This is a genomic window from Nocardia iowensis (genome assembly GCF_019222765.1).
In the GTDB taxonomy this organism is placed as follows: domain Bacteria; phylum Actinomycetota; class Actinomycetes; order Mycobacteriales; family Mycobacteriaceae; genus Nocardia; species Nocardia iowensis.
On record NZ_CP078145.1, the window covers coordinates 3,263,234 to 3,284,193 of the forward strand.

Annotated in this window: 21 protein-coding genes; 11 read left to right on the forward strand and 10 right to left on the reverse strand. The window is 65.5% G+C overall.

Going from position 1 to position 20,960, the window contains the following annotated elements; all coding sequences use genetic code 11:
* Positions 1 to 85 precede the first annotated feature (85 nt).
* From KV110_RS15000 to KV110_RS15010, 3 genes are all read left to right on the forward strand, one after another.
* Complete coding sequence (locus KV110_RS15000) at positions 86 to 1,528, forward strand: MFS transporter (RefSeq protein WP_218476724.1); 1,443 nt, start codon at positions 86 to 88, stop codon at positions 1,526 to 1,528.
* Between the two features lie 87 nt (positions 1,529 to 1,615).
* The gene (locus KV110_RS15005; protein WP_218476725.1) at positions 1,616 to 2,137 is read left to right on the forward strand and encodes a hypothetical protein; all 522 of its coding nucleotides are present in this window, start codon (positions 1,616 to 1,618) and stop codon (positions 2,135 to 2,137) included.
* Positions 2,138 to 2,394: 257 nt separating this feature from the next.
* Positions 2,395 to 3,192, forward strand: coding sequence for an SAM-dependent methyltransferase (locus tag KV110_RS15010; RefSeq protein ID WP_218476726.1), 798 nt, complete (start codon positions 2,395 to 2,397; stop codon positions 3,190 to 3,192).
* 19 nt (positions 3,193 to 3,211) lie between these two features.
* On the opposite strand, the gene KV110_RS15015 is transcribed toward KV110_RS15010, so the two are convergent.
* From KV110_RS15015 to KV110_RS15030, 4 genes are all read right to left on the reverse strand, one after another.
* Positions 3,212 to 3,853: a response regulator gene (locus KV110_RS15015; protein ID WP_218476727.1), complete on the reverse strand. Its 642-nt coding sequence runs from the start codon at positions 3,851 to 3,853 to the stop codon at positions 3,212 to 3,214.
* Between the two features lies 1 nt (position 3,854).
* Entirely contained in the window at positions 3,855 to 5,015 is a 1,161-nt protein-coding gene (locus KV110_RS15020) for a sensor histidine kinase (RefSeq protein ID WP_218476728.1), read from the reverse strand.
* Between the two features lie 5 nt (positions 5,016 to 5,020).
* Complete coding sequence (locus tag KV110_RS15025) at positions 5,021 to 7,189, reverse strand: MMPL family transporter (protein WP_218476729.1); 2,169 nt, start codon at positions 7,187 to 7,189, stop codon at positions 5,021 to 5,023.
* A 92-nt stretch (positions 7,190 to 7,281) separates the two neighbouring features.
* On the reverse strand, positions 7,282 to 7,530 hold the full coding sequence (locus KV110_RS15030; protein WP_218476731.1) for a hypothetical protein: 249 nt from the start codon (positions 7,528 to 7,530) through the stop codon (positions 7,282 to 7,284).
* Positions 7,531 to 8,152: 622 nt separating this feature from the next.
* Between KV110_RS15030 and KV110_RS15035 the strand changes: the two genes are divergently transcribed.
* The 7 genes from KV110_RS15035 (at position 8,153) to KV110_RS15065 (ending at position 13,736) form a co-directional block, all read left to right on the forward strand.
* Positions 8,153 to 9,121, forward strand: a complete 969-nt coding sequence (locus KV110_RS15035; RefSeq protein ID WP_218476732.1) for an SLAC1 family transporter — start codon at positions 8,153 to 8,155, stop codon at positions 9,119 to 9,121.
* 88 nt (positions 9,122 to 9,209) lie between these two features.
* Positions 9,210 to 9,893: a type 1 glutamine amidotransferase domain-containing protein gene (locus tag KV110_RS15040; RefSeq protein WP_218476734.1), complete on the forward strand. Its 684-nt coding sequence runs from the start codon at positions 9,210 to 9,212 to the stop codon at positions 9,891 to 9,893.
* The gene (locus KV110_RS15045; RefSeq protein WP_218476735.1) at positions 9,890 to 10,642 is read left to right on the forward strand and encodes a cupin domain-containing protein; all 753 of its coding nucleotides are present in this window, start codon (positions 9,890 to 9,892) and stop codon (positions 10,640 to 10,642) included. The genes KV110_RS15040 and KV110_RS15045 overlap by 4 nt, the downstream gene beginning before the upstream one ends.
* A 42-nt stretch (positions 10,643 to 10,684) precedes the next feature.
* Positions 10,685 to 11,224 carry a DJ-1/PfpI family protein gene (locus tag KV110_RS15050; RefSeq protein ID WP_218476737.1) on the forward strand — a complete coding sequence of 180 codons (540 nt, stop codon included), beginning with the start codon at positions 10,685 to 10,687 and terminating at the stop codon, positions 11,222 to 11,224.
* On the forward strand, positions 11,221 to 11,952 hold the full coding sequence (locus tag KV110_RS15055; protein WP_218476739.1) for an HAD family hydrolase: 732 nt from the start codon (positions 11,221 to 11,223) through the stop codon (positions 11,950 to 11,952). Before KV110_RS15050 ends, KV110_RS15055 begins: the two co-directional genes overlap by 4 nt.
* A gap of 46 nt (positions 11,953 to 11,998) precedes the next feature.
* Positions 11,999 to 12,955 carry a LysR family transcriptional regulator gene (locus tag KV110_RS15060; RefSeq protein ID WP_218476741.1) on the forward strand — a complete coding sequence of 319 codons (957 nt, stop codon included), beginning with the start codon at positions 11,999 to 12,001 and terminating at the stop codon, positions 12,953 to 12,955.
* 103 nt (positions 12,956 to 13,058) lie between these two features.
* Positions 13,059 to 13,736 (forward strand): type 1 glutamine amidotransferase domain-containing protein, encoded by a 678-nt coding sequence (locus KV110_RS15065; protein WP_218476742.1) that lies wholly within the window; start codon positions 13,059 to 13,061, stop codon positions 13,734 to 13,736.
* A 17-nt stretch (positions 13,737 to 13,753) separates the two neighbouring features.
* On the opposite strand, the gene KV110_RS15070 is transcribed toward KV110_RS15065, so the two are convergent.
* From KV110_RS15070 to KV110_RS15095, 6 genes are all read right to left on the reverse strand, one after another.
* Complete coding sequence (locus KV110_RS15070; protein ID WP_218476744.1) at positions 13,754 to 14,740, reverse strand: glycine betaine ABC transporter substrate-binding protein; 987 nt, start codon at positions 14,738 to 14,740, stop codon at positions 13,754 to 13,756.
* Positions 14,737 to 15,474 (reverse strand): ABC transporter permease, encoded by a 738-nt coding sequence (locus KV110_RS15075; protein WP_218476746.1) that lies wholly within the window; start codon positions 15,472 to 15,474, stop codon positions 14,737 to 14,739. The genes KV110_RS15070 and KV110_RS15075 overlap by 4 nt, the downstream gene beginning before the upstream one ends.
* Positions 15,471 to 16,745, reverse strand: coding sequence for an ATP-binding cassette domain-containing protein (locus tag KV110_RS15080; protein WP_218476747.1), 1,275 nt, complete (start codon positions 16,743 to 16,745; stop codon positions 15,471 to 15,473). The genes KV110_RS15075 and KV110_RS15080 overlap by 4 nt, the downstream gene beginning before the upstream one ends.
* Entirely contained in the window at positions 16,742 to 17,386 is a 645-nt protein-coding gene (locus KV110_RS15085) for an ABC transporter permease (protein WP_218476749.1), read from the reverse strand. Before KV110_RS15085 ends, KV110_RS15080 begins: the two co-directional genes overlap by 4 nt.
* Positions 17,387 to 17,531: 145 nt before the next feature.
* Positions 17,532 to 18,470, reverse strand: a complete 939-nt coding sequence (locus KV110_RS15090; RefSeq protein ID WP_218476751.1) for a TauD/TfdA dioxygenase family protein — start codon at positions 18,468 to 18,470, stop codon at positions 17,532 to 17,534.
* Positions 18,471 to 18,580: 110 nt separating this feature from the next.
* Complete coding sequence (locus KV110_RS15095) at positions 18,581 to 19,510, reverse strand: cation diffusion facilitator family transporter (protein ID WP_218476753.1); 930 nt, start codon at positions 19,508 to 19,510, stop codon at positions 18,581 to 18,583.
* Positions 19,511 to 19,616: 106 nt separating this feature from the next.
* On the opposite strand from KV110_RS15095, the gene KV110_RS15100 reads away from it, so the two are divergent.
* Positions 19,617 to 20,606, forward strand: coding sequence for an NAD(P)H-dependent flavin oxidoreductase (locus tag KV110_RS15100; protein WP_218476755.1), 990 nt, complete (start codon positions 19,617 to 19,619; stop codon positions 20,604 to 20,606).
* Positions 20,607 to 20,960: the final 354 nt, after the last annotated feature.

Here is a 20,960-nt window from a genome sequence, read left to right on the forward strand (position 1 = left end):
CACAGATCGCTCGCTGAAGTGCCAGACCGCCTCGATCAGCCGGAAGGTCATCGAGAACTGATCACTGATGTCGGAAGGAATCGCGATGATGGGACGATGGCGACCGCTCACAGCGGTCTGCCTGGGCACATTCATGCTGCTCGTGGACGTGAACATCGTGACGGTCGCGCTGCCGGATATGGCGCGCGATCTCGACGTGTCGTTCGGCGGATTGCAGTGGGTGATGAACGTCTATGCCCTGGCACTGGCGTCGCTGCTGATGGGTGCCGGAGCGGTCGCCGATCGAATCGGTCGGCGTCGGCTTTACCTCATCGGCACGGCGGTCTTCGCGCTGGCGTCGCTAGCTTGCGCGCTTGCCGGAAATCCGGAGCTGCTTATTATCGCGCGCGCCGTGCAGGGGAGTGGCGCGGCGGCGATGTTCGCCACCACGGTGGCGCTGGTGAACTCCTCCTATCAGGGCCGGGATCGCAGCGTGGCGTTAGGTGTGTGGGCTGCGGTCAGTGGCGCCGCGTCCGGGATCGGACCGATTCTGGGCGGGTTGATCACCGAGCAGGCCGGATGGCGGTGGATCTTTCTGGTCAACCTGCCCGTCAGTGCGGTCGCGATAGCGATGACACTGCGCTCGGTGCACGATTCGCGCGACACTTCGGCACGTCCGGTAGACCTCCCGGGAGTGGCGCTGTTCGCTGTCGCCGCAGCCGCGCTGACCTACGGTCTGACCCGGGGTGCCGAGGACGGCTGGACAGACGCCGTGACGATGGGCGCTTTCGCGGCGGCTGTTGCGGCACTTGCCGCTTTCGCGGTCGTTCAGCTCCGCAGTGCCCACCCGCTGTTGGATGTCGAACTACTCCGGCAGCGAGCGTTTGTCGGTGTGCTCATCGCATCACTCACGCTATCCGGCGCGGCGTTCGCTTCCCTGCTGCTCACCTCCCTGTGGTTGCAGACCGTTCTCGACCTGTCCGCGATGGCGGCCGGACTGGTGATCCTGCCGCTGCCCGCGGCCGTGTTCATCACGTCGCTACTGGGCGGACGGCTGCTGCACCGAGTGCCCGCGCGATGGGCGATCGGAATCGGCCTGGCGCTGATCGGTATTGGCGGCCTGGCGCAAACAGCCCTCGACGCCGACTCGCATTGGACCGTCCTGCTGCCGGGATTGGTGATCACCGGGATCGGTGCCGGGTTGGCCATGCCCGCCGTAACCGGCGCCGCGCTGGCGGCGGTCCCCGCCGAACGCGGCGGAATGGCCTCGGGAACGGTCAACGCGTTACGCCAACTCGGCTACGCCCTCACCGTGGCGGTGCTGGGCGCGGTATTCCACGCCACCTCCACAGACACCCCCACGCACCCAGGTTTCGCCGCCGGATTGGACGCGGTTTACTCCACTGCCGCGAGCATCGCCTTGGCCGGAGCCGCCGCCGTTATCGTCATGACCCGCCTCCGACGCACCCCGGCGGCCCCGACCGGTCTAATCGCGCGAGTCGACGAATCGGGGGCCACCATACTGGCGGCGGCACGCGAGCCGATCTAGTGGGAACGCTATGTAATACATTGTGGTGCAGCCCATCTCGGTCGCTAATTGCCGACGACGGGGTAGGCCTAGGGGCATACTGTAGTGGTGTCAGTGGTTCTCGCGGCTGCCGCGATCGTAGTTTCACTCATTACGGTCGCTTACCAAGTTCGAAGCAATCGCAAGCAGGCACGGGAAAGTCATCGCGCGGAGCTGATCGCTTCGGCATTTTTCGACCTTCTCGGCGGTTGGGCGCTCAATCGCAGAGCCCAGATCGAGCCTGCCGATCTCGAGCTCCTACGTACCAGCGCAGCGCAGTTCTACACGGCGGCGTTTCGGTTGAGCGCGTTGATAGAAGGCGAAACCCTGGAAGCACTCAAACGTTTCATGCGTGGTGGCCTGGACGAAAAATCGGAAGGCGGGGACTCGATGCAGGCATTGTGGTCGCTGCACTGCACGGTCACCGAGTGTTTGGGCTACCGATCGGTGTCTCAGCGTGACGAGCTTGTCGAGATGTTCTGGCGCAGCAGCCGCAACGTTCCTTCGACGCTCCTCGGTTCGATCGAGCCGACCTCCTTCGCGGATCTGTTGGCCGCCAGACCGGAACCGGTTGCCGACTCGGAATCGTGAGACATCGACCTGAGTCCTGCGGGTTCCGGTCTGCACCGGGTTCGCCCGCAGGAGGTCCCGGTGGCGGATTCGACCCGACTCACCGAGGCGGGGAGGAACTAAACGCGGTCGGGTTAATTCCTCGAAATCCCGCCCTACTGCAAGAGTTGAACCTTGTACCGTCAGGGCATAGACACATGGCTGGACGCAGTGCGGCGTTGTTGGTGTGTGCTGCGGACGTTGTCATGGAACCGATCACTGTCGGAGGAGTCCCCATCATGTCCGAGAAGCACAACCCAGAGATTCGCACCGATATCCCCGCCTCGGCGCGCATCTGGAACTACTGGATGGGAGGCACGGACAATTTCGAGATCGACCGGGTCATCGGCGACCAGAGCGCACAGATCTATCCCGACATTCGCACGATGGCGGTGCAGTCCCGGCAGTTCCTCATCCGGGCCGTGAGCTGGGCCGCGCGCGAGGCGGGCATCCGCCAATTCCTCGACATCGGTACCGGATTGCCCACGATGCAAAATACCCATCAGGTCGCCCAGAGCATCGCGCCGGAGTCCAAGGTCGTCTACGTCGACCACGACCCGCTGGTGCTCACCCACGCCCGCGCCATGCTGACCAACACCACCAGCGAAGGCGTCACGACCTATATCGATGCCGATTTCCGCAAACCCGAGATCATCATCGCCGACGCGCAGAACATCCTGAACTTCGAAGTGCCCATCAGCGTCATGTTCATGGGCGTGCTCGGCCACATCGAATCGCACGACGAAATGCATCGCATCGTGCGGACGGTGATGGCCGCGGTGCCCGCCGGCAGCTACCTCACCCTGTGGGACACCTCCGACGAGAACAAAGAGTTCGTGCACCTCTGCGACGAATACGCGAAAACCGGTGCCCTGCCGTACAACCCGCGTCCAACCGAACAGATCAAAGCCGCATTCGACGGCCTGGAGATGGTGGAGCCCGGTTTCGTGGAAATCACCGAGTGGCGCCCCGATAAGCCCGACACCGAAGCCGGACCCTCGGTGTACGCGTACGGAGCCGTCGCTCGCAAACCATGATCTCGCCGTCGGCCGGGCACTACCCGTCGGTGGAACGGAACAGCAGGCCGCGGTTCATGGCGACGACGACGGCATGAGTGCGGTCGCTGACATCGAGTTTGGCGAAGATGCGCAGGAGGTGGGTTTTCACCGTGGCCTCGGCGATGGTGAGGCGCTTGCCGATGTCGGGATTCGAGAGGCCGTCGGCTACCGCGTGCAGTACGTCGATTTCCCTGGCGGTCAGTGCGATCGGTTCGGGACGGCGGATGCGGGCGACCAGGCGCTCGGCGATTCGGGGAGCCAAGACGGTGCGGCCGAGGGCCGCGGCCTGAATGGCTTCGACGAGTTGCTCGCGGGTGGTGTCTTTGAGCAGATAGCCGATGGCGCCCGCTTCGACCGCGCGTTCGATGTCGGAATCGGTGTCGTAGGTGGTGAGAATCAGCACGCGGGTTGCGCTGCGCCCGACGATCTCTCGGGTGGCGGCCACCCCGTCCAGCACCGGCATCCGCAGATCGAGCAGCGCCACGTCCGGCGCCAGCCGCTCGACGAGTTCGATCGCCTCGCTGCCATCCGCCGCTTCGCCGACGATCTCGATGGTCGGCTCGGCGGCCAGCAGGGCGGCAATGCCCGCCCGCATCACCATGTGGTCGTCGGCGAGGATCAAGCGCAGGGGTACGGCCATGTCAGATCCCATCGTTCGCGGGTAGCAGGGCGAAGATTCGGGTGCCCTCGCCGGGCGAGCTGGTCACGGTGAGGTCGCCGCCGAGCTCGGCGATGCGGTTGCGCATGCCGTTCAAGCCGAATCCGCGTGCCGCATGCGGGGTGAATCCGTTTCCGTCATCGGTGATTTCGAGTTCGAGTCCGGCGACGCCGCGGGCAAGGACAACGCTCACCGTGTTGGCCCCCGCGTGTTTGCGCACATTGGCCAGCGATTCCTGGGCGCAGCGCAACAGCGCGATCCGGGTGAGCTGGTCACAGTCGACGTCCTGCAATTCCGCGTGCACGATCAGCCCGGTGTCCTCGACGAACCGATCCAGCACGCGCCGCAGCGACTGCGCGATCGCACCGCCCGCCGACGCGCTGCCGACGAGAATGCGTGCCTCCGTGAGGTTTTCGCGGGCGGTCCGCTCGATCGAGAGCAACTGCTTGGCACTCGTCCCCGGATCGGTGTCGATACCGCCCCGGGCCGCCTCCGCCAGCACGATGATGGAGGCGAAACCCTGGGCGAGGGTGTCGTGGATTTCGCGGGCGAGCCGTTCACGTTCCTCGGCCGCGCCTTGGCGCTGGTGCGCCGCGGCCAACTCGGACTGCGTGCGTTCCAGTTCCGCGCTCAGGGCGCGGGCGCGTTCGCCGCCCTGCCTGACCACCCGGTCCATCCACAGTCCGAGCAGGGTGCCGCCGGCTAAGCCGAGCAGGGTGAACACAGCATTGCCCGGTGAAAAATGTGGCCCGGTGATGTTCCCGATCAACGTCGCCACCGCGCCGGCGCCGGTCCAGCCGATCGCGCGCTGCGGGTTGGCGGTGTACATCCAGAACAGCGGCAGCGACACGATGAAGAACGCCGCGCCGCCGTCCAGCAGGATGGCCGACCCCCCGAGTACCAGGATCAGCAGAGCGAGGAAGCCGCCCGGCCGCACGACGGGATTGCGGGGGTACGCCTGCATGAGCAGATAGCCTGCGGCGAGCGAGGCCACCAGCGCCCACGTTCCGTACTTGGTGGCGTCGGTCCGGTCGTGTACCGCGATCACCGGCGGACACAGACCGAACAGCACCCAGCAGCCGATGTACCACCGGCGCAGTGCCCGTATTCGGAACCGGTCGTCGGTACGCGGCGGCTGATCCATTCCGATCAGCCTACTTTCATCGGCACGCGGCCCGCGCTGGCGACGGCGGGCCGGGCTGGCCACCAGGTTCGATCACCGAGCAGGAGCAGCAGCGCGGGCAGCAGCACGATCCGGATGACGAAGGCGTCGAGCAGCACGGCCGCCGCGAGCGCGAACCCCATCTGCTTCATCTCCATGATGTGCAGCGGTACGAAGCTGGCGAAGACGGTGACCATGACGAACGCGGCACTGGTCACCACGCCCGCCGAGCCGCCGACACCGGTGAGCACAGCCTGGCGGGTCGGCACACCGGCCAGCGCGATCTCCCGGATCCGGCTGATCACGAAAACCTGATAGTCCATCGACAACCCGAACAGGATCACGAACAGCAGCAGCGGTATCCGGGAACCGATCGTGCCCGTCGAATCGAAATCGAGCAGACCTTCGGCCCACGTCCGCTGGAACACCAGAGTCAGCAAGCCGAGCGACGCGCCCGCCGAGAGCAGGTTCAGCACGACACCGACCAGGCCGAGGACGACGGAGCGGAAGGCCGCGACGGTCAGGGCGAAGGTCACCAGCAGCAGCGTCGCGATGATCAGCGGCAGCTTCCGCTTCTGGTGCTCCGGGTAGTCGGCGTAGCGGGCGACATCGCCGGTCACCGCGAATTCCACATCGGGCAGCGTGCCGATCGTGGCGGGCAGGTAGTCCGCGCGAAGTCGTTCGAGCGACTGCTGGGCGGCCCGGTCGCTGACGTAGTGTGGCACCGCTAATTCCAGCAGGCTAACCCGTTCGTCGGCGGAGGTGCGTAGCTCGGCGGTGCCCGCGAACGCTGGGTCGGTCGTCGCCCGTTCGGCTACCGCGCGCAGCGCCCCGGCCACATCGTCGGCCCGTGCCGGGTCGGCAGTGACGACCACCTGGTGCATCGACTTCAGTTCCGGGAAGGCGGCATTCAGCCGATCGAAGGTTTGCATGGCTGGGACGACACGCGGGTGCGTCTCCCGCCCCATGTCGGACAGCTGAAGGCCGAGGAGTGGAGCCGTGAGCGCGAGCAGGGCGAACACCGAGATAGCCAGTGCGGCAACCGGATTCGCCGACGTCCGGCGCAGCAGGAAACCGGTGATGCGGCCACCCTTCGTTGGCTCACGGTGCGTGGGCGCTGGCCGCCCGGCGGCTTTGCGCGCCGCGCGCCGCTCGGCCCGATCGGTGAGCACCGTCAGCAGTGCGGGCAGCGCGGTGAGCGAGCTGACCACCGAGACCAGGGTGACGAGGATGGCGGCGGTCGCGATCGGCGAGAAGATCACATCATCGGCGAGATACATCGTCGCGGTGGAAACAGCGACGGCGAGCCCCGAAACCACAACGGCCCGGCCGGAAGTCGCCGCGGCCAGTTCGACCAGCGCCCGCGAACCGAGCAACCCACCGCCACGAGCACGCTCCTCGCGCGCACGCTTCAGATAGAACAGGGTGTAGTCGACGCCGACCGCCAACCCGATCAGCAGGATGATATTGGTACCGATCCCGTTGTCGGGGAAAACATGTGAGGCGGGCATCGACAAGCCGATGGCCGCGACTATCGACGAGATGGCCAGCAGCAGCGGCACCAGCGCCATCGCCACCGAGCGGAAGACCACCAGCAGGGTGATCAGTGTTACCGGCAGCGCGATCATTTCGGTGCGGGCCAGGTCGCGACCGCGTAGCTCGTCCACACCACTACTGATGGACGGACTGCCGGTTTGCTCGATCCGGAGGCCCGGGTTGGTCCGCTGCACCTCTTCGGTCTGCGCGCGCAGTGGCGCGACATGTTTCTTGCCGTCGAGTTCCGCACCCGTCATGGTCACATCGACCCGGAGCGCCGTGCCGTCGGCCGAATACACCGGTGCGGCTACGGATGCCACCTCGGGTAACGCTCGAATCCGATCCGTGATGTCGCGCGCGGCACGGTCGGCGGTGGCATCCAACTGCCCCGCGCCGCTGATGAGCACCCGTTCCATCGGCCGCTGCTGTAGGCCACCGGCCGCGGCGATCGCCTCACCGCGGCCCGCCTCCCCGATCCGGAAATCCTCAGTGGCAGCGGGCTTCCCGCCGATTCCGGTCCCGGCTCCGAGGCACAGCGCCACGAACAAGAACCACCCGACAATGGCCCGCCACGGATGATGAGCGCTCCAACCAGCTATGGCGACCACACGATTTCGCATGCCGAGAATGCTGCTCGGTGACCAGGCCACGGCAACAGCCTCGACCGGTCGAACTTCGTGTCCACCGATCGGTGGACACGAGCGCTCGTCTACTAGCCGCCGGTCTTGGCGCCCGAGATCGATGCCGACAGACTCGCCAAACAGGCAGCGAGGTTGATGCCCGGGTTCATGGGGTTGGTGTCGAGGCAATACTGCGGCCCCGCGACGGGTGCCGGCTCCGCGGCAGTGTGGGCCTCGAGCGGGATCTGCGCGCTGGCGGGGCCGAGTCCGGCCACGATCGCGGCGGCGACCACAGCGGTGCCGGTGCCGACGCGCAAGGTTGTTCGAAGGGTGTGTCGCATCTGTTCCTTTCGGCTTCGGAGCTTCCGAAGGCTGACAGAAATCTAGAACCACGATCGGTTGCCCGGTAACCCCGAAACTTCGGGGTGAGAGTCGTTGTGCCACTGCAAATATGGGCTTCGGAGACGGTCCGGGCACACTGGCTTCGCGCAGCGCTGAGCCCGGACCGGCGGCGGATGGCTCAGCGGGTGCACCGTCGGCTGCGATCCGGGTTGACCCCCACCTGCGGTGCTACCGAGCGAGTTTCACGGAAGACACCACTTCCATCCGATGCCATCGCAGCCAGAACTCCGTAACTTCTTAGATGTCCAGTTAGGGCGGCGCACGGTATGACCGCGAAAAGAGGTTCGGAATCGGTGTACGACTGCCGGGCAAGCCAAATGCATACCGCACGGTCGATAGTTTTACACCGACCGGACATCGGTACTGACAACAACTACTATGGCCCGTCCGTATTTCAGATTTGCCGCATTCTGCTGGGCCGTACCCCCGAAAGATCGGGGCTCGACGGCGAGCACCCGCGCCGCCTAGCATTACCGAGGGGGAATAGAAGGCCGTACTGCAGACGGTCTTGTTGCGGTGCTTCTACCATTGATCGATAGATTACTCCCGGGGGGAGAACCTATGACGACCAATCGCATCGATTTGTCGGCATTACCACCAGCAACTTTTGGCCCGGCGATGGGCATTCAAGGATTTGCGCTCGTCATCTACTTCGCATCCGATGCCTTCTATGGGATCGCCACGGCGATGTCGCTGTTTTCGCTGATACTACTTCTCGCGGTTTCCCTGTTGCACGGGACCAAATATGTGCGATATCCACGGAACGTGTTGCAGGACCTGCGAACACCCGCGCTTATGTCGTTCTACGCGCAACCGGCGGTAACGATTCTCTTGGCGGCAGAGGTCTTTCACACCTCCGCCTCGCGACTCGCCGCGGTGCTGACGCTCGCTGGTACCGGCCTCGCGGTGCTCACCGCGGCCGGACTGACGGTGGCGCAGACTCGAGCGCCGGACACGCCGGTGACGCCGCCGCAGCTCATCCCGTGGATCGCCGTCCTGATGGTCCCCATCACCGCACACTCCTATGTAGACGCGCGGTTGTGTTGGCTGATAATCGGTCTCGCCGTTGCGGGCATGGCGCAGTCGCACCTGGTTTCACGTTCGGCCGGTGCAGTCCTTTCGCCGCAGTTGGCGCCGACAACCACGATCGACCTCGCGGTGCCTGCGGTGCTGTGTATCGACATAGTCGTGCTCGCCCCGGGAAACCCGCTCGCCGGGATCATTCTCGGTGGCGCCTGCTATGTGCTGGTGCGGCAGTTGGCCCGGATCGACCGGTTGGTGTCGAGCCCCTTCGGTTTGTCCTGGTGGGCTTTCACCATGCCGTTCTCGGCACTGGTCCTGGCGCTGGCCGCCGTGCTCCGGCCGGGCGGGCCGTGGTGGTTCATCGTGTATTTCGGCGCGGTGGTGAACGGACTCATCGTTGCCTGGGTGAGTTTCCGGACCGTCGCCGGTCTGTTTGCCGGACAGCTGATTCCGATGAAACAGGAACCGCTGCTGCTGCCTCGGAAACAAGCCGACGCTGCCGCATAACAACACCCACGCGTGTCCGTCCAGAAATGCTTACAGCAATGCCTGCAGCGCGCCCTGTGCCGCTGAGTTTATTCGAGAAGGAAACATCGTGCGTAGTGCACTATTCGTCGTCACCAATGTGGAGCGGGTTCCTGGCTTCCCAAAACCCACGGGATTCGATATCCGTGAAGCCGCGGCCGTGTGGTCCGTCCTGCAGGACTTCGACTACCAGGTCTCGTTCGCGTCGCTACTCGGCGGCACCGCCAACGGTGTCCTGAAGGGCGAAATCACCGATCCCATCAATTCTTTCATCCATAGTTTCAGCGAAAACCTCGCTGTCCCGACGTCGACCGTGCGGTCGCACTTCGAACACTATTACGACCTGGTGTATTTCGTCGGCGGGCTCGGGTGCATGTGGGACTTTCCGTACAAGACCGACCTGCACACGCTGATTCATTACTCCCTGGTCCGGGGCGCCAGGATCGCCTCGATCTGCCACGGGCCCGCGGCGTTTCTCGGTCTGACCGACACGCTGGGCACCGCGTTCACCGCCCGCCGACACCTCACCGCGTTCTCCGACGCCGAGGAGATCAGCCGCGGCGTGCTGGACCTGCTGCCCTTTTCCCTACAGCAAGCGTTGATCGCCACCGGTGCCTACTACTCCCGCGCGGGCGACGGGGAGTCCCACGTCGTGGTCGACGGCCCGTTGATCTCCGCCCAGAACCCCGCCTCCCTCCCTGAATTCAGCGCCATTTTGGCCACGCACGCCGCCCTGGAAAGGACCATGCAATGACCACCGCCCTGGCACCACATCCGCTGCAGGCCAGACATATCGTCGTCGGCGCCAAGGCCGCCGATTTCGCCGCCATCCGCGATCTGGTCACCAGCGAGACCCCGATCCTGCACGAGTCGCACAGCGACGACCTGTCCCAGGTCGTCGTGAAGCCGTGGGGCCATGAGTCCCGCGTCTACGCCGATCCGGTCTACGACCTGTGGCATCTGTGCATCGTCGACGGCGCCGAAACGTCCATGCACGCGCACCTGCGCAAGACCACCGAGCTGTTGTGCCTGTCCGGTAGCGGCGTGTTCGACACCTTGGGTGGGTCCTACGAGGTCACGGCGGGGACGGTGATGACGATCGGGCCGGGAGCGTTCCACCGAACCCGTTCCACGTCTGCGGAATTGCATCTGATCGAGGTCGAGCACCCGCGCAACAAGTTCGATCTGCTCCGGCTCGGCGACCGATACGACCGATCGAAGACCACCTACGAGTCCAAGGTCACCAGCGCCGGGGAATCGAAACTGAAAGAGCTCCGCCAGGTTCCGCACACCCAGCTGCGCCGGATCAGTACCGCGGGGAAGTTCGAGTTCACCCTGCGCACCGGCATGGACATCTTCTACACCCCACGACCGAACGAATTGTTCTACGTCCCCACCGGATTCGAGGCGTTCATTTCCCGCCATCCGGTGCTGCCCGTGGTGCCCGGAGTCAAGACGCCGGTGCTCACCGACCAAACGTACCTGGCGATCTCCGCCCGGTAACCCCTTCTGTTTCAACGAAATACGAAAGTAGGACCGATAACGATGCCACGCGCAGTCATCATCACCGCCCAGGGGTTCCAGGACCACGACGTCATCTACACCTGGTATCGCTGCCGAGAAGAGAACTGGGACGTCGACATTGCCACCAAGGACGGCCGACCCGTCATCGGCAAGTACGGCACGCCCCTGCCGATGGACAAGACCGCCGGACCGCTGGTGTCCTTCGACGACCTCGATGTCGACGAATACGACGCGGTGCTGCTCACCGGCGGCCACGAAGCCCCCGACCGGGTGCGGCAGGACAAGCGCGCGACCGGGTTCGTCGCCGACATGGCCGCGACGGGCAAGGTGGTCGCCGGGCTGTGCCATGGGCCCTGGATCATGGTGAGCGCGGGAGTCCTGCACGGCCGCAGGGCCTGCGCCTACATCGGATTGCGGGATGACGTGATCAATGCGGGCGCCGATGTCGTCGATGCCGACGTCATTGTCGACGGCAACATCATCACCTGCTCGTACTACGCCTACGTCGGCAGGTTCATGCAGGCGGTGTTCGAGACCACCAAGAAATTGGCGGCCGCGTGAACCCCGCGCCGCGCCTGTTGCTGCTGGACTTCGACGGAGTCATCGCTGACTCGGTCGACGAATGTGCCGCCGTCACCTGGTTCGCGGACCAGGAGCCGTCACAGCTGTCGCTGCGGCAGCAATTCGAGGCCATCCCGCCGACGTTCGTCGACCGGTTCCACCAGCTACGCCCGTTCAGCCGGACCTTGGACGACTTCTTCGTCGCCAAGGCCGCGCCGGACGAGCCGGTCACCAGTCAGGCGGAGTTCGACCGCTTGAAGACCGCGATTTCGGATGCCGAGCGCAGTGACTTCGTCGCCGCGGCCACCGCGGTGCGGCACCGTTGGCGAGCTACCCGCCGTGGCGAGTGGCTCGGCGCGCACACCGTCTTCGACGGCGTCGCGAGCACGTTGCGGCGCTACTCCGGCAACGTGTACGTCATCACGGCCAAGGACGCCGAATCGAGCATCGAGATTCTCGAGTATTTCGGCTTGGACAAACATGTCGCCGGCGTCATCGGCGACGTCAGCGACAAGGCGCTCGCGGCGCGGTGCCTGTGCCTGGGCCGTGGTGTGTCGACGGAGGAGGCGTTGTTCATCGACGACAACCTGACCAATGTCGCCCGGGTTCAGTCGGCAGGTGTGCCGAGCCGGTGGGCCCGGTGGGGCTGGACCACCGCCGAGCACGAATCCGCCGCGGTCGCACAGGGACTCGTTGCGATGGAGCTGGCGGAATTGGCCACGCTATGAGGTGAAGTCGGTGAGTCAGGCGGCGTCGGTCGGCGAGACTGGGGGCATGACAGTGGACAAGCCACCGGCCTTGGATGTGCTGCGGACGTTCCTCGCGGTCTACCGGACCGGAACGTTCACCGGCGCCGCCAAACTCCTCGCGGTTACCCAGCCCACCGTCACCAACCACATCGGTGCGCTCGAACGCCAGCTCGGAAGGGAGCTGTTCGAACGCACCGCCGTCGGCGTGACCCCCACCGCCTACGCGCACGAGATGGCCGCCGCGTTCGGTGACCAGCTCGACCAGATCGACCGGTTCTTCCTCGACGAGATCGCCGAGGCCGGAATCGTACGGACGATTCATCTCGGCGGACCCGCCGAGTTCACCACGAGTTGCCTGATCCCGGCGCTGGCGCCGTACGGCGACCAGCTGCCCCGCATCGAGATGGAATTCGGCGATTTCGCCGAGCTCATCGCCGCCCTCACCAGCGGTCGGCTCGACCTGGTGGTCTCGACGCTTCGTCCGCGCGACGAGGCCGTGCTGGCCCGGCCGATCGCCGATGAGGAATTCTGGCTGGTGTGCGCCCCGCAACTGGCGCCGGCCATCCTGGATCTGGACAGTATCCGGCAGCTGCCGGTGGTGACCTACCATCGCAGTCTGCCGATTGTGCGCCGCTATTGGACGACCATTTTCGGTGAGCTGCCGGATCTGCGGTTGCGGGCTGTCCTGCCGAACCTTTTCGCGTTGCAGGCCGCGGTCGTGCACGGCCTCGGAATGAGTGTGCTGCCGAGCTATCTGGTGCACGACCAGGTGGCCGCCGGAAATCTGGTCCGGCTCGACACCACCGACATCGCACCGTTGAACACGTTGTACCTCGCCGCCCGGACGGCCGATCTCAACCGGAGATCCGGACTGCGCAACGCGGCGGCGCTGATCGTCGAGGCCGTGAAGAAGCACCAGAACGCCATTACCCCGAAGTCGGTCGGTTACGGCGACAATCGGGGGAACCGAAGCGGTCGATGAGGGCCATAAACAATCTGATCGGCCGCCACGCCCACTCGTCGCTACAGTCGGATTTTGCGGGCTAGAACCGCATTCCACCAACTCCATCCGGGGGCCATCAGCAATGAGCACCAAACGCGTTCTGTTCTTCCTGACCAGCCACGACGATCTCGGCGGAATTCGCAAGACCGGCTTCTACGTCCACGAGGCCGCGCGCCCGTGGAAGATACTGACCGAAGCCGGATATACCGTCGACCTCGCCTCGGTGCAGGGCGGGGTGCCGCCGCAGGACGGTCGCGACCCCGACGATCCCGGCCAGGAGGAATTCTTCGCCGACCCGCGCATCGCGGCACAACTCGCCGACACGAAGACCCCTGCCGACTACGACCCGGCCGACTACGAGGCCGTCGTCTACGTCGGCGGCCACGGCACCATGTTCGACTTCCCGGGCAACGCGGCGCTGGCCGAGTTCTCGGCCAAGGTTTATGAAAACGGTGGTGTTGTCGCCGCGGTGTGTCACGGTCCCGCCGGACTGCTCGACATCAAGCTTTCCGAAGGTGACTACCTCGTCTCGGGTAAGAAGCTGACCAGCTTCACCAACGAGGAGGAAGCCGCCGTCGGCCTGACCGATGTCGTTCCGCTCCTGTTGGAAACCGCACTCACCGAGCGCGGCGCCATCCACCAGCCGGCCGCCAACTTCACCGACAACGTCGTCGTGGACGGCCGCCTGGTAACCGGTCAGAATCCCGCCTCCGCCAATAGTTTCGGTGAGGCGATCGTCAAGGCGCTGGCGAATCGCTGACCGGTCGTGAAAACCGCCTACTCGATGAGCTTTTCGCTCTTCAGCCAGTCGTAGGCGACATCGGCGGGGTCCTCGCCATCGATGTCGACGCGACCGTTGAGGTCCTGCATCAGCTCATCGGTGAGGTGGTCGGAGATAGTCCCGAGCAGCGGCCGTATCGAGGGGTGGCGGTCGATGACGGCGCCGCGTACGACCGCCGTGCCGCTGTAGGGCAGGAAGAATTTCTTGTCGTCATCGAGGACGACGAGGTTCAGGTTTTTGACTCGACCGTCGGTGGTGTAGATCATGCCGAAATTACAGGGGGCGCCCTTGGCCGTCGCGGTATAGACGACCCCGGCATCCATTCGAGTGACGTTACCGGAGGGGACGCCATTCGGATCGTTGTAGGGGATCCCATATTTCAGCAGCATCGGAATGAAACCATCGGAGCGGCTGAAGAATTCGTCGTCGACGCAGAATGTCCGGTCGGGGACCGGCAGCGCCGCCACGTCGGAGAGTGAGCGCACGCGCAGGCGTTCGGCATTCGGCGTCGACGCGCCGAATGCGTAGGTGTCGTTGAAGTTGGCGGGCGGCAGCCACTCCAGATTGTGGTCGCGCTGTTCGAGGTCGTGGACGCGCTGCCAGAGTTCGGTCGGGTCCGTGATCGTCTCGGTCTGGTTGTGGTAGTTGACCCAGCCGGTGCCGGTGTACTCCCAGAGCACGTCGGCGTCGCCGTTGAGTTGGGCCTGTCGAGACGATGCGGAACCCGGTGCGCCGGTCAGGTCTTTCACCTCGGCGCCTGCCGCGGCCAGGTACGTTGCGGTGATCTTGCCAAGCAGCACGCCCTCGGTGAAGCTCTTCGAGGTGACGACCAGCTTCGCGCCGTCCAGTGGCTGTGCACCATCCGGCAGACGCGCGTCGTGAAATGTTCCGGATGAGCTGACCAGACCGCACCCGGCCAGCGTCGGCATTGTCACGACGAGGGCGCACAGCAGCGTGACCAGTTGGACGCGTGACGTTTTCATGAGATGCCTCGCGGCGTCGCGGCGAGTTCGACGAGCCTGCCGAGCCAGTCGATGATCAATGCGAGCAGCCCGACGAGGATCGCACCGGAGATGAGCAGCTTGGGCAGGAAGAGGGTGACACCGGTGGTGATCAGCGTGCCGAGGCTGGTCGCGCCGATGAAGGTGCTCAGCGTCGCGGTACCCACCAGAATGACCAGCGCGGTGCGCACGCCGTTGAGGATCACCGGCACCGCGAGCGGCAGCTCGACCTGGAACAGCGTTCTGGCACCGGAGAAGCCGATGCCGCGCGACGCCTCGATCGTGCGCTGATCCACCTGACGCAGCCCGACGATGGTGTTCTGCAGGATCGGCAGGATCGCGTACACGACGAGACCGACGATCGCCGTGCGGAATCCGGTGCCCAACCAGAAGGTGAACAGCACGAGCAGGCCGACGGCGGGCGCGGCCTGGCCGATATTGGCGAAATTGACGGCGATCGGCTCGAGCCGCTTCAACGCGGGACGGGTGAGTGCGATGCCGAGCGGAATAGCGACGACGACCACGATCAGCGTGGCCACCACGGTCAGCTTGACGTGTTCGAGGATCGTGGTCTGCAAGTTGGCCCAACCCAGCGACGCCTGCTCGGTGGGCGTGAACGTCGCCGACCGATACCAGAGGGCGTATCCGACACCCAGGACACCGATGATGATCGGCTCGAACCACACGTCGATCGGGATGCGGCGCAGCCGATTCACGACGGCCCGGCCGATCCGGGTTCGTCGTCGGCGGCGACCACCGGCGTCGGTGCCGGATCGGTGCCGTCGACGTACGTTTCGTACGACAGGTCCGCCTCTTCGGAGCGCACGTCGGCGAGCTTGGTCTGGATCGTCTCGGTCACCGAACCGATGCTGAGCGAGCCGACGACCGCGCCGCGGCCATCGGTGACGAGGGCGGCGCCTTGGCTGGCCGCGAGCATGGCGTCGAGCGCGTCGTTGAGGGTGGAGGACCGCGCGACGACGGGCAATCGCCGATCGAGGAAGTCCGAGACCTCCGGTTTGGTCGCCACTTCCGCGAGGGAGGGCCACGATCGCGGCCGCCCGGCCTCGTCTACGACGACGACCCAGGTGTGTCCGGCGGCCTTCGCACGTTCGATCACCGGCCGCGCCGGCTCACCGACCCGCGCGGTGATCACCTTGTCGTAAGCGACGTCACGCACCCGTGACACGGTCAGATACGCCAGCTTCGCGCCGGAACCGACGAACTCCTCCACGAACGGCGTTGCCGGGTCGGTGAGGATTTCCTCCGGGCGCGCGTACTGCTCGACGTGACCGCCCTCGGACAGGATGAGCACCTTGTCGCCGAGCTTGGTGGCCTCCTCGAAGTCGTGCGTGACGATGACGATGGTCTTGCCGAGTTCGTGCTGGATCGCGATCAGGCTGTCCTGCAACCGAACCCGGGTGATCGGATCGACCGCGCCGAACGGCTCGTCCATCAGCAGCACCGGCGGGTCCGCCGCGAGCGCGCGGGCGACGCCGACCCGCTGCTGTTGTCCACCGGACATGTCCTTCGGCAGTCGGTCGGCGAAGGTTGCCGGGTCCAGGCCGACCAGGTCGAGCAGGTACTCGGTGCGGTCGGCGATCCGCTTCTTGTCCCACCCGAGCACTCGGGGAATGGCACCGACGTTCTTGGCAACCGACCAGTGCGGGAAAAGTCCGCCGGACTGGATGACGTACCCGATCGACTGCCGCAGCTTGTCGGGATCCTCCCTGGTGACGTCGCGACCGCCGATGAAGATCCGGCCTTCGGTCGGCTCGATCAGCCGGTTGATCATTTTCAGGGTGGTCGTCTTGCCGCAGCCGGACGGGCCGACGAACGCGACGATATCGCCTGCTTCGATCTCCAGGTCGAGACGCTCGACGGCGGGCTTGTCCTGGCCCCGATAGCGTTTGACGACCGAATCCAGGTGGATAGGCGCACCGGTCACATTGCGCTCCGGAGCGGGCTGACTGGTCACAGCATCGGTCATGACAGTCCCTTTGCGATCGTGAGCCGGCCGAGCAGTACGAGCAGCGCGTCGAACACCAACGCGATGAGGACGATGAGGATGGTGCCGGTCAGCGCCATTTCGAGGGCGTTGGCGCCACCGAGTCGGGAAAGACCGTTGAAGATCAGCGATCCGAGACCGGGGCCGAGCACATAGGCGACGATGGCGCCGACGCCGACAATCATCTGCGTGGACACCCGGATGCCGGTGAGGATCACCGGCCAGGCAATCGGCAATTCGACGGTGAGCAGAATGCGCCATCGGGAAAAGCCGATGCCGCGGGCGGATTCGACAATCGAGGCGGGCACCGACCGCAACCCGACGATCGCGTTGCCGATCACCGGCAACGCCGCGAAGAACGCCAGCATGATGAAGGACGGGACCACGCCGAGTCCGAAGGGGACCAGCAGCAACGCCAACAGCGCCAGCGAGGGAATCGTCAGCGCGACCCGGCTCGAGGTCAGCGAGAGTGCGGCCAACAGCGGGAGCCTATATACCGCGACGGCGATGAGGACAGCGGCAACAGTTCCGACCAAGACCGTCTGAAACGCCAGGGAGGCATGTTGATACGTGAGAAACGCCAGAAATTCTCCACGTCCACGGATGTAGCTCCATAAGTTCACGCGATTCCCATCGTCAGGCGTACCTGTATGCGCGTAGTAACCGGGCGCGAGCCGTCAAAGATTAATCGATACGGCGCGTTCGGCGGCGGAGGGCGCGCGGCGGGCGAATCGTCGGATTGTCGCGCTCATTTCGCGCGGCGGAACGTTATGCCGCTCGCGTCCGGGTGTCGACAGGCGAGTAGTACTCGGCGTTGCCCGCGATCACGGTGCTCGACGCGCCGTCGACGCCGACCGGAACGTTGCCGGCCAGCGTGATGCGGGTCAGCCTGCGGTGCTCGCTGCCGTCGTAGTCATCGATGGCGTAGTGCTGCGTGGCGTGGTTGTCCCAGATGGCGACGTCACCGAGGGACCAATTCCAGCGGGTGGTGTGTTCCAAGCGCGTCACCCGGTCCTGGAACAGCCGGAACAGCGCCTGCGACTCGTTGCTCGGCAGGCCGACGATCTGCTTCACGAAGCACCCCAGCAACAGGGCACGCTCGCCGGTCTCCGGGTGCACATGGACCACAGGGTGTTCGGTCTCGAAATACTTGGACTCGAACTCACGACGGTAGGCCCTGGTGTTCTCGTCTGGGTGGTCCTCCGCGTCGGCGGCGTAGTCGTACTGGTTGGTGTGGCGCGCGCGCAGACTCTCGGCCAGCCGCTGCAGCGGTTCCGGCAGCGAGTTGTACGCGGCGACGGTCGAGGCCCAGGTGGTCGAGCCGCCGTAGCTGGGCAGCGCGACCGCGCGCAGGATCGATGCCTTCGGAACCCGATCGACGAAGGTGACATCGGTGTGCCACGTATTGGCCCGACTGTGCCGGGAATCGATCGCCAAGCTCTTCACCCCCGCCGAGGTGACAGTCGGGTGCGGGGTAGTCGGACTGCCGAGCAGCTGCGCGAATTCGTACTGCCCGTCCTCCGTCAACTGATGCTGCCCGCGAAAAAAGATCACCTTGTGCTCGTGCAGTGCCGCACGGATGGCGGCAACAGTCTCCCCGTCCAACTCCCCACCCAGCCGGACCCCCTCGATCCGCGCACCAATGTGCGCCCCGAGCTTGACCACCCGCACACCGGCCCCGCTCTCACCTGTGTAATCGACAGACATACAAGGCCTTTCGCTCCACCCTGACAGTTGCTTCAGACGAAACCACTCCCGGCTCCGGTACGACCACCATTACGGTCACCCAGATCCGAACGGGCGGGGTGGAAGTCCGTTCAGGCTGGTTCGGGATTGGGGCGGTAGAGGTCGGGCTCGAGGTAGATGACGTTTGCGGTGGGGACGGCGGCGCGGACGCGGGCTTCGGCGGCGTCGATGGCGGTGGCGAGGTTGTTGATGGTGAGGTCGGGGCGGATGGCGACCTTGGCGGCGATGAGCAGTTCGTCGGGGGCGAGATATTCGGTGCGCAGGTGGATTACGCGGTCGATGTGGGTGCCGTCGACGAGGTTTGCGCGGATCGCGCGGTCTTCGTCGGGGGTGGCGCCCTCGCCGATGAGCAGGCTTTTCATCTCCACGATGAGGATTACGGCGATGGCGCCGAGCAGGATGCCGATCGCCAGCGTGCCGACGCCGTCCCAGCGTGGGTCCCCGGTCAGCACGGTCAATCCGACACCGGTGAAGGCGAACGCGAGACCGACCAGCGCCCCGCTGTCTTCCAGCAGCACCACCGGCAGTTCGGGATTGCGCGAGGTACGGATGAACTGCCACCAGCTCCCGCGTCCCTTGAGCGGCTGGGATTCGCGCCGCGCGGTGAGCAGACTGAAGGTCTCCAACACCATCGCGATGAGCAGAATGGCGATCGCGACCACCGGTGAGCTGAGCTCCTCGGGGCGGCGGATCTTGGTGATGCCCTCATCGATGGCGAACAGCGAGCCCATGGTGAACAGCACCAACGCGACCACAAACGAGTAGAAGTAGCGATTGCGGCCGTAACCGAACTGGTGCACCGCGTCCGGGGGATGCGCGGCACGGCGCTTACCCAACAGCAACAGACCTTCGTTCGCGGTGTCGGCCAGCGAATGCATGGCCTCGGCCAGCATGGACGACGACCCCGTCAGCGCCGCGCCGACGAATTTCGCGAGCGTGATCCCGGCGTTGGCCGCCAATGCGGCGAGGATTGCTGTGGTACTGCTGCCACCCGTGGACATGGACGCCAACGCTACCGGCGGCAGCGCGCCATCCCGCGCCGACACGGACCGGCGCCACCAGTTCGCCACTGGCGGTGGCACGGCGCACTGTGTTGCCATAGTCGGCATGACGTCGACTGGAGTGGAATCGCTCGGCGGGCTCGCCACTGCCTGGTCGAGGGGCATGGGACTGCGGGTGCCGTTGGTGAATGCCCCGATGGGCGGAGTCGCCGGTGGCCGGTTCGCCGCCGCGGTGACGGCCGCGGGCGGGTTGGGGATGATCGGCATGGGCAGCGCCGGGTCGGCGCGGGCATTGGAGCGGGAGCTCCATCATTTGCGGGGTGTGCGTGGTCCATTCGGGATCGGACTGGTGGATTGGGTGGTCGCTGCCGAACCGGAACTGTTCGAGCTCGCCATGGCCGCCGCCCCGGCGTTGATCTCGGTGAGCTTCGGAACCGACCTGTCCTGGGTGGATCGTGTGCGGGATGCCGGAATTCGCACGGCCACACAGGTATACAACGTCGATGAGGCTCGGCGGGCCGAGGACGCTGGCATCGATGTCGTCGTCGCTCGCGGCGCCGAGGGTGGTGGGCACGGCGCGGCGGAGATGGCGACCTTACCGTTGCTGGATGCGGTCATCGGTGCCGTGTCGATTCCGGTACTGGCCGCGGGCGGTATCGCGTCGCCGGCGAGCCTGGCCGGGATACTCGTCGCGGGTGCCAGTGGGGCGTGGCTCGGTACCAGTCTGGCCGCGTGTTCGGAATCGTTGCTGACCGATGACGCCCGCCGGGCTCTGCTCGCGGCCGAGGGGACCGAAACGATCGTGACGCGAGCCTTCGACGTCGGCATGGAGTTGCCGTGGCCGGCCAGGTACTCCGCCCGGGTGCTGCGCAATGAGTTCGCCGACCGATGGACCGGCCGGGAACGGCGGCTGTCCGGCGACCGGCAGGCGAAACAAGCCCTGGCCACCGCGCTGGCCGCGGCGGACCCGAAGGTTGTTCCGGTCGACGCCGGAGAAGGGGTAGGGCTGGTCACCCGGGTGCAACCGGTAGGGGAGGCGATCGAGGAGTTGTGTGTCGGTGCCGCACGATTGCTCGACGACCGGAAACCGCGCTGACCGATGGACCGCTGACGTGACGCGCGATCCGCGAAGCCGAATGCCAGCGTGTTAACAAATGTAAATCACCCGAGAACCCGCGGTTTCCAAGCGATCACAGGCAATGCGTCGAAAACTGTATACCGGCCGGTATTTCGGCTGGTCCGCGGCCTTTCGTGCAGGTCGGGCTGCTGCGAGAGATCATTCGTGATCGGCGCACGATGACCGGCATATTGCCGCGGCCTCACAGCGCACAACCGGGCATCGCGGGGTGTGAGGGAATGGTTTGGCGGCAGGTCCCAACCTCTTTACAGTCGGAGCACCAGCCCGATTTTCACAGCTCGAAGGGGGCGTCGTGGCGCATTCACGGACCGA

What these genes read in the sequence shown, in the direction of transcription:
- KV110_RS15015 (WP_218476727.1), bottom strand. Translation starts at nt 3,853, where the DNA reads ATGGCCGTACCCCTGCGCTTGATCCTCGCCGACGACCACATGGTGATG.
- KV110_RS15065 (WP_218476742.1), top strand. Translation starts at nt 13,059, where the DNA reads ATGAGCACCAAACGCGTTCTGTTCTTCCTGACCAGCCACGACGATCTC.
- KV110_RS15095 (WP_218476753.1), bottom strand. Translation starts at nt 19,510, where the DNA reads ATGTCCACGGGTGGCAGCAGTACCACAGCAATCCTCGCCGCATTGGCG.
- KV110_RS15020 (WP_218476728.1), bottom strand. Translation starts at nt 5,015, where the DNA reads ATGGATCAGCCGCCGCGTACCGACGACCGGTTCCGAATACGGGCACTG.
- KV110_RS15090 (WP_218476751.1), bottom strand. Translation starts at nt 18,470, where the DNA reads ATGTCTGTCGATTACACAGGTGAGAGCGGGGCCGGTGTGCGGGTGGTC.
- KV110_RS15050 (WP_218476737.1), top strand. Translation starts at nt 10,685, where the DNA reads ATGCCACGCGCAGTCATCATCACCGCCCAGGGGTTCCAGGACCACGAC.
- KV110_RS15070 (WP_218476744.1), bottom strand. Translation starts at nt 14,740, where the DNA reads ATGAAAACGTCACGCGTCCAACTGGTCACGCTGCTGTGCGCCCTCGTC.
- KV110_RS15025 (WP_218476729.1), bottom strand. Translation starts at nt 7,189, where the DNA reads ATGCGAAATCGTGTGGTCGCCATAGCTGGTTGGAGCGCTCATCATCCG.
- KV110_RS15080 (WP_218476747.1), bottom strand. Translation starts at nt 16,745, where the DNA reads ATGACCGATGCTGTGACCAGTCAGCCCGCTCCGGAGCGCAATGTGACC.
- KV110_RS15045 (WP_218476735.1), top strand. Translation starts at nt 9,890, where the DNA reads ATGACCACCGCCCTGGCACCACATCCGCTGCAGGCCAGACATATCGTC.
- KV110_RS15035 (WP_218476732.1), top strand. Translation starts at nt 8,153, where the DNA reads ATGACGACCAATCGCATCGATTTGTCGGCATTACCACCAGCAACTTTT.
- KV110_RS15060 (WP_218476741.1), top strand. Translation starts at nt 11,999, where the DNA reads ATGACAGTGGACAAGCCACCGGCCTTGGATGTGCTGCGGACGTTCCTC.
- KV110_RS15010 (WP_218476726.1), top strand. Translation starts at nt 2,395, where the DNA reads ATGTCCGAGAAGCACAACCCAGAGATTCGCACCGATATCCCCGCCTCG.
- KV110_RS15030 (WP_218476731.1), bottom strand. Translation starts at nt 7,530, where the DNA reads ATGCGACACACCCTTCGAACAACCTTGCGCGTCGGCACCGGCACCGCT.
- KV110_RS15100 (WP_218476755.1), top strand. Translation starts at nt 19,617, where the DNA reads ATGACGTCGACTGGAGTGGAATCGCTCGGCGGGCTCGCCACTGCCTGG.
- KV110_RS15000 (WP_218476724.1), top strand. Translation starts at nt 86, where the DNA reads ATGATGGGACGATGGCGACCGCTCACAGCGGTCTGCCTGGGCACATTC.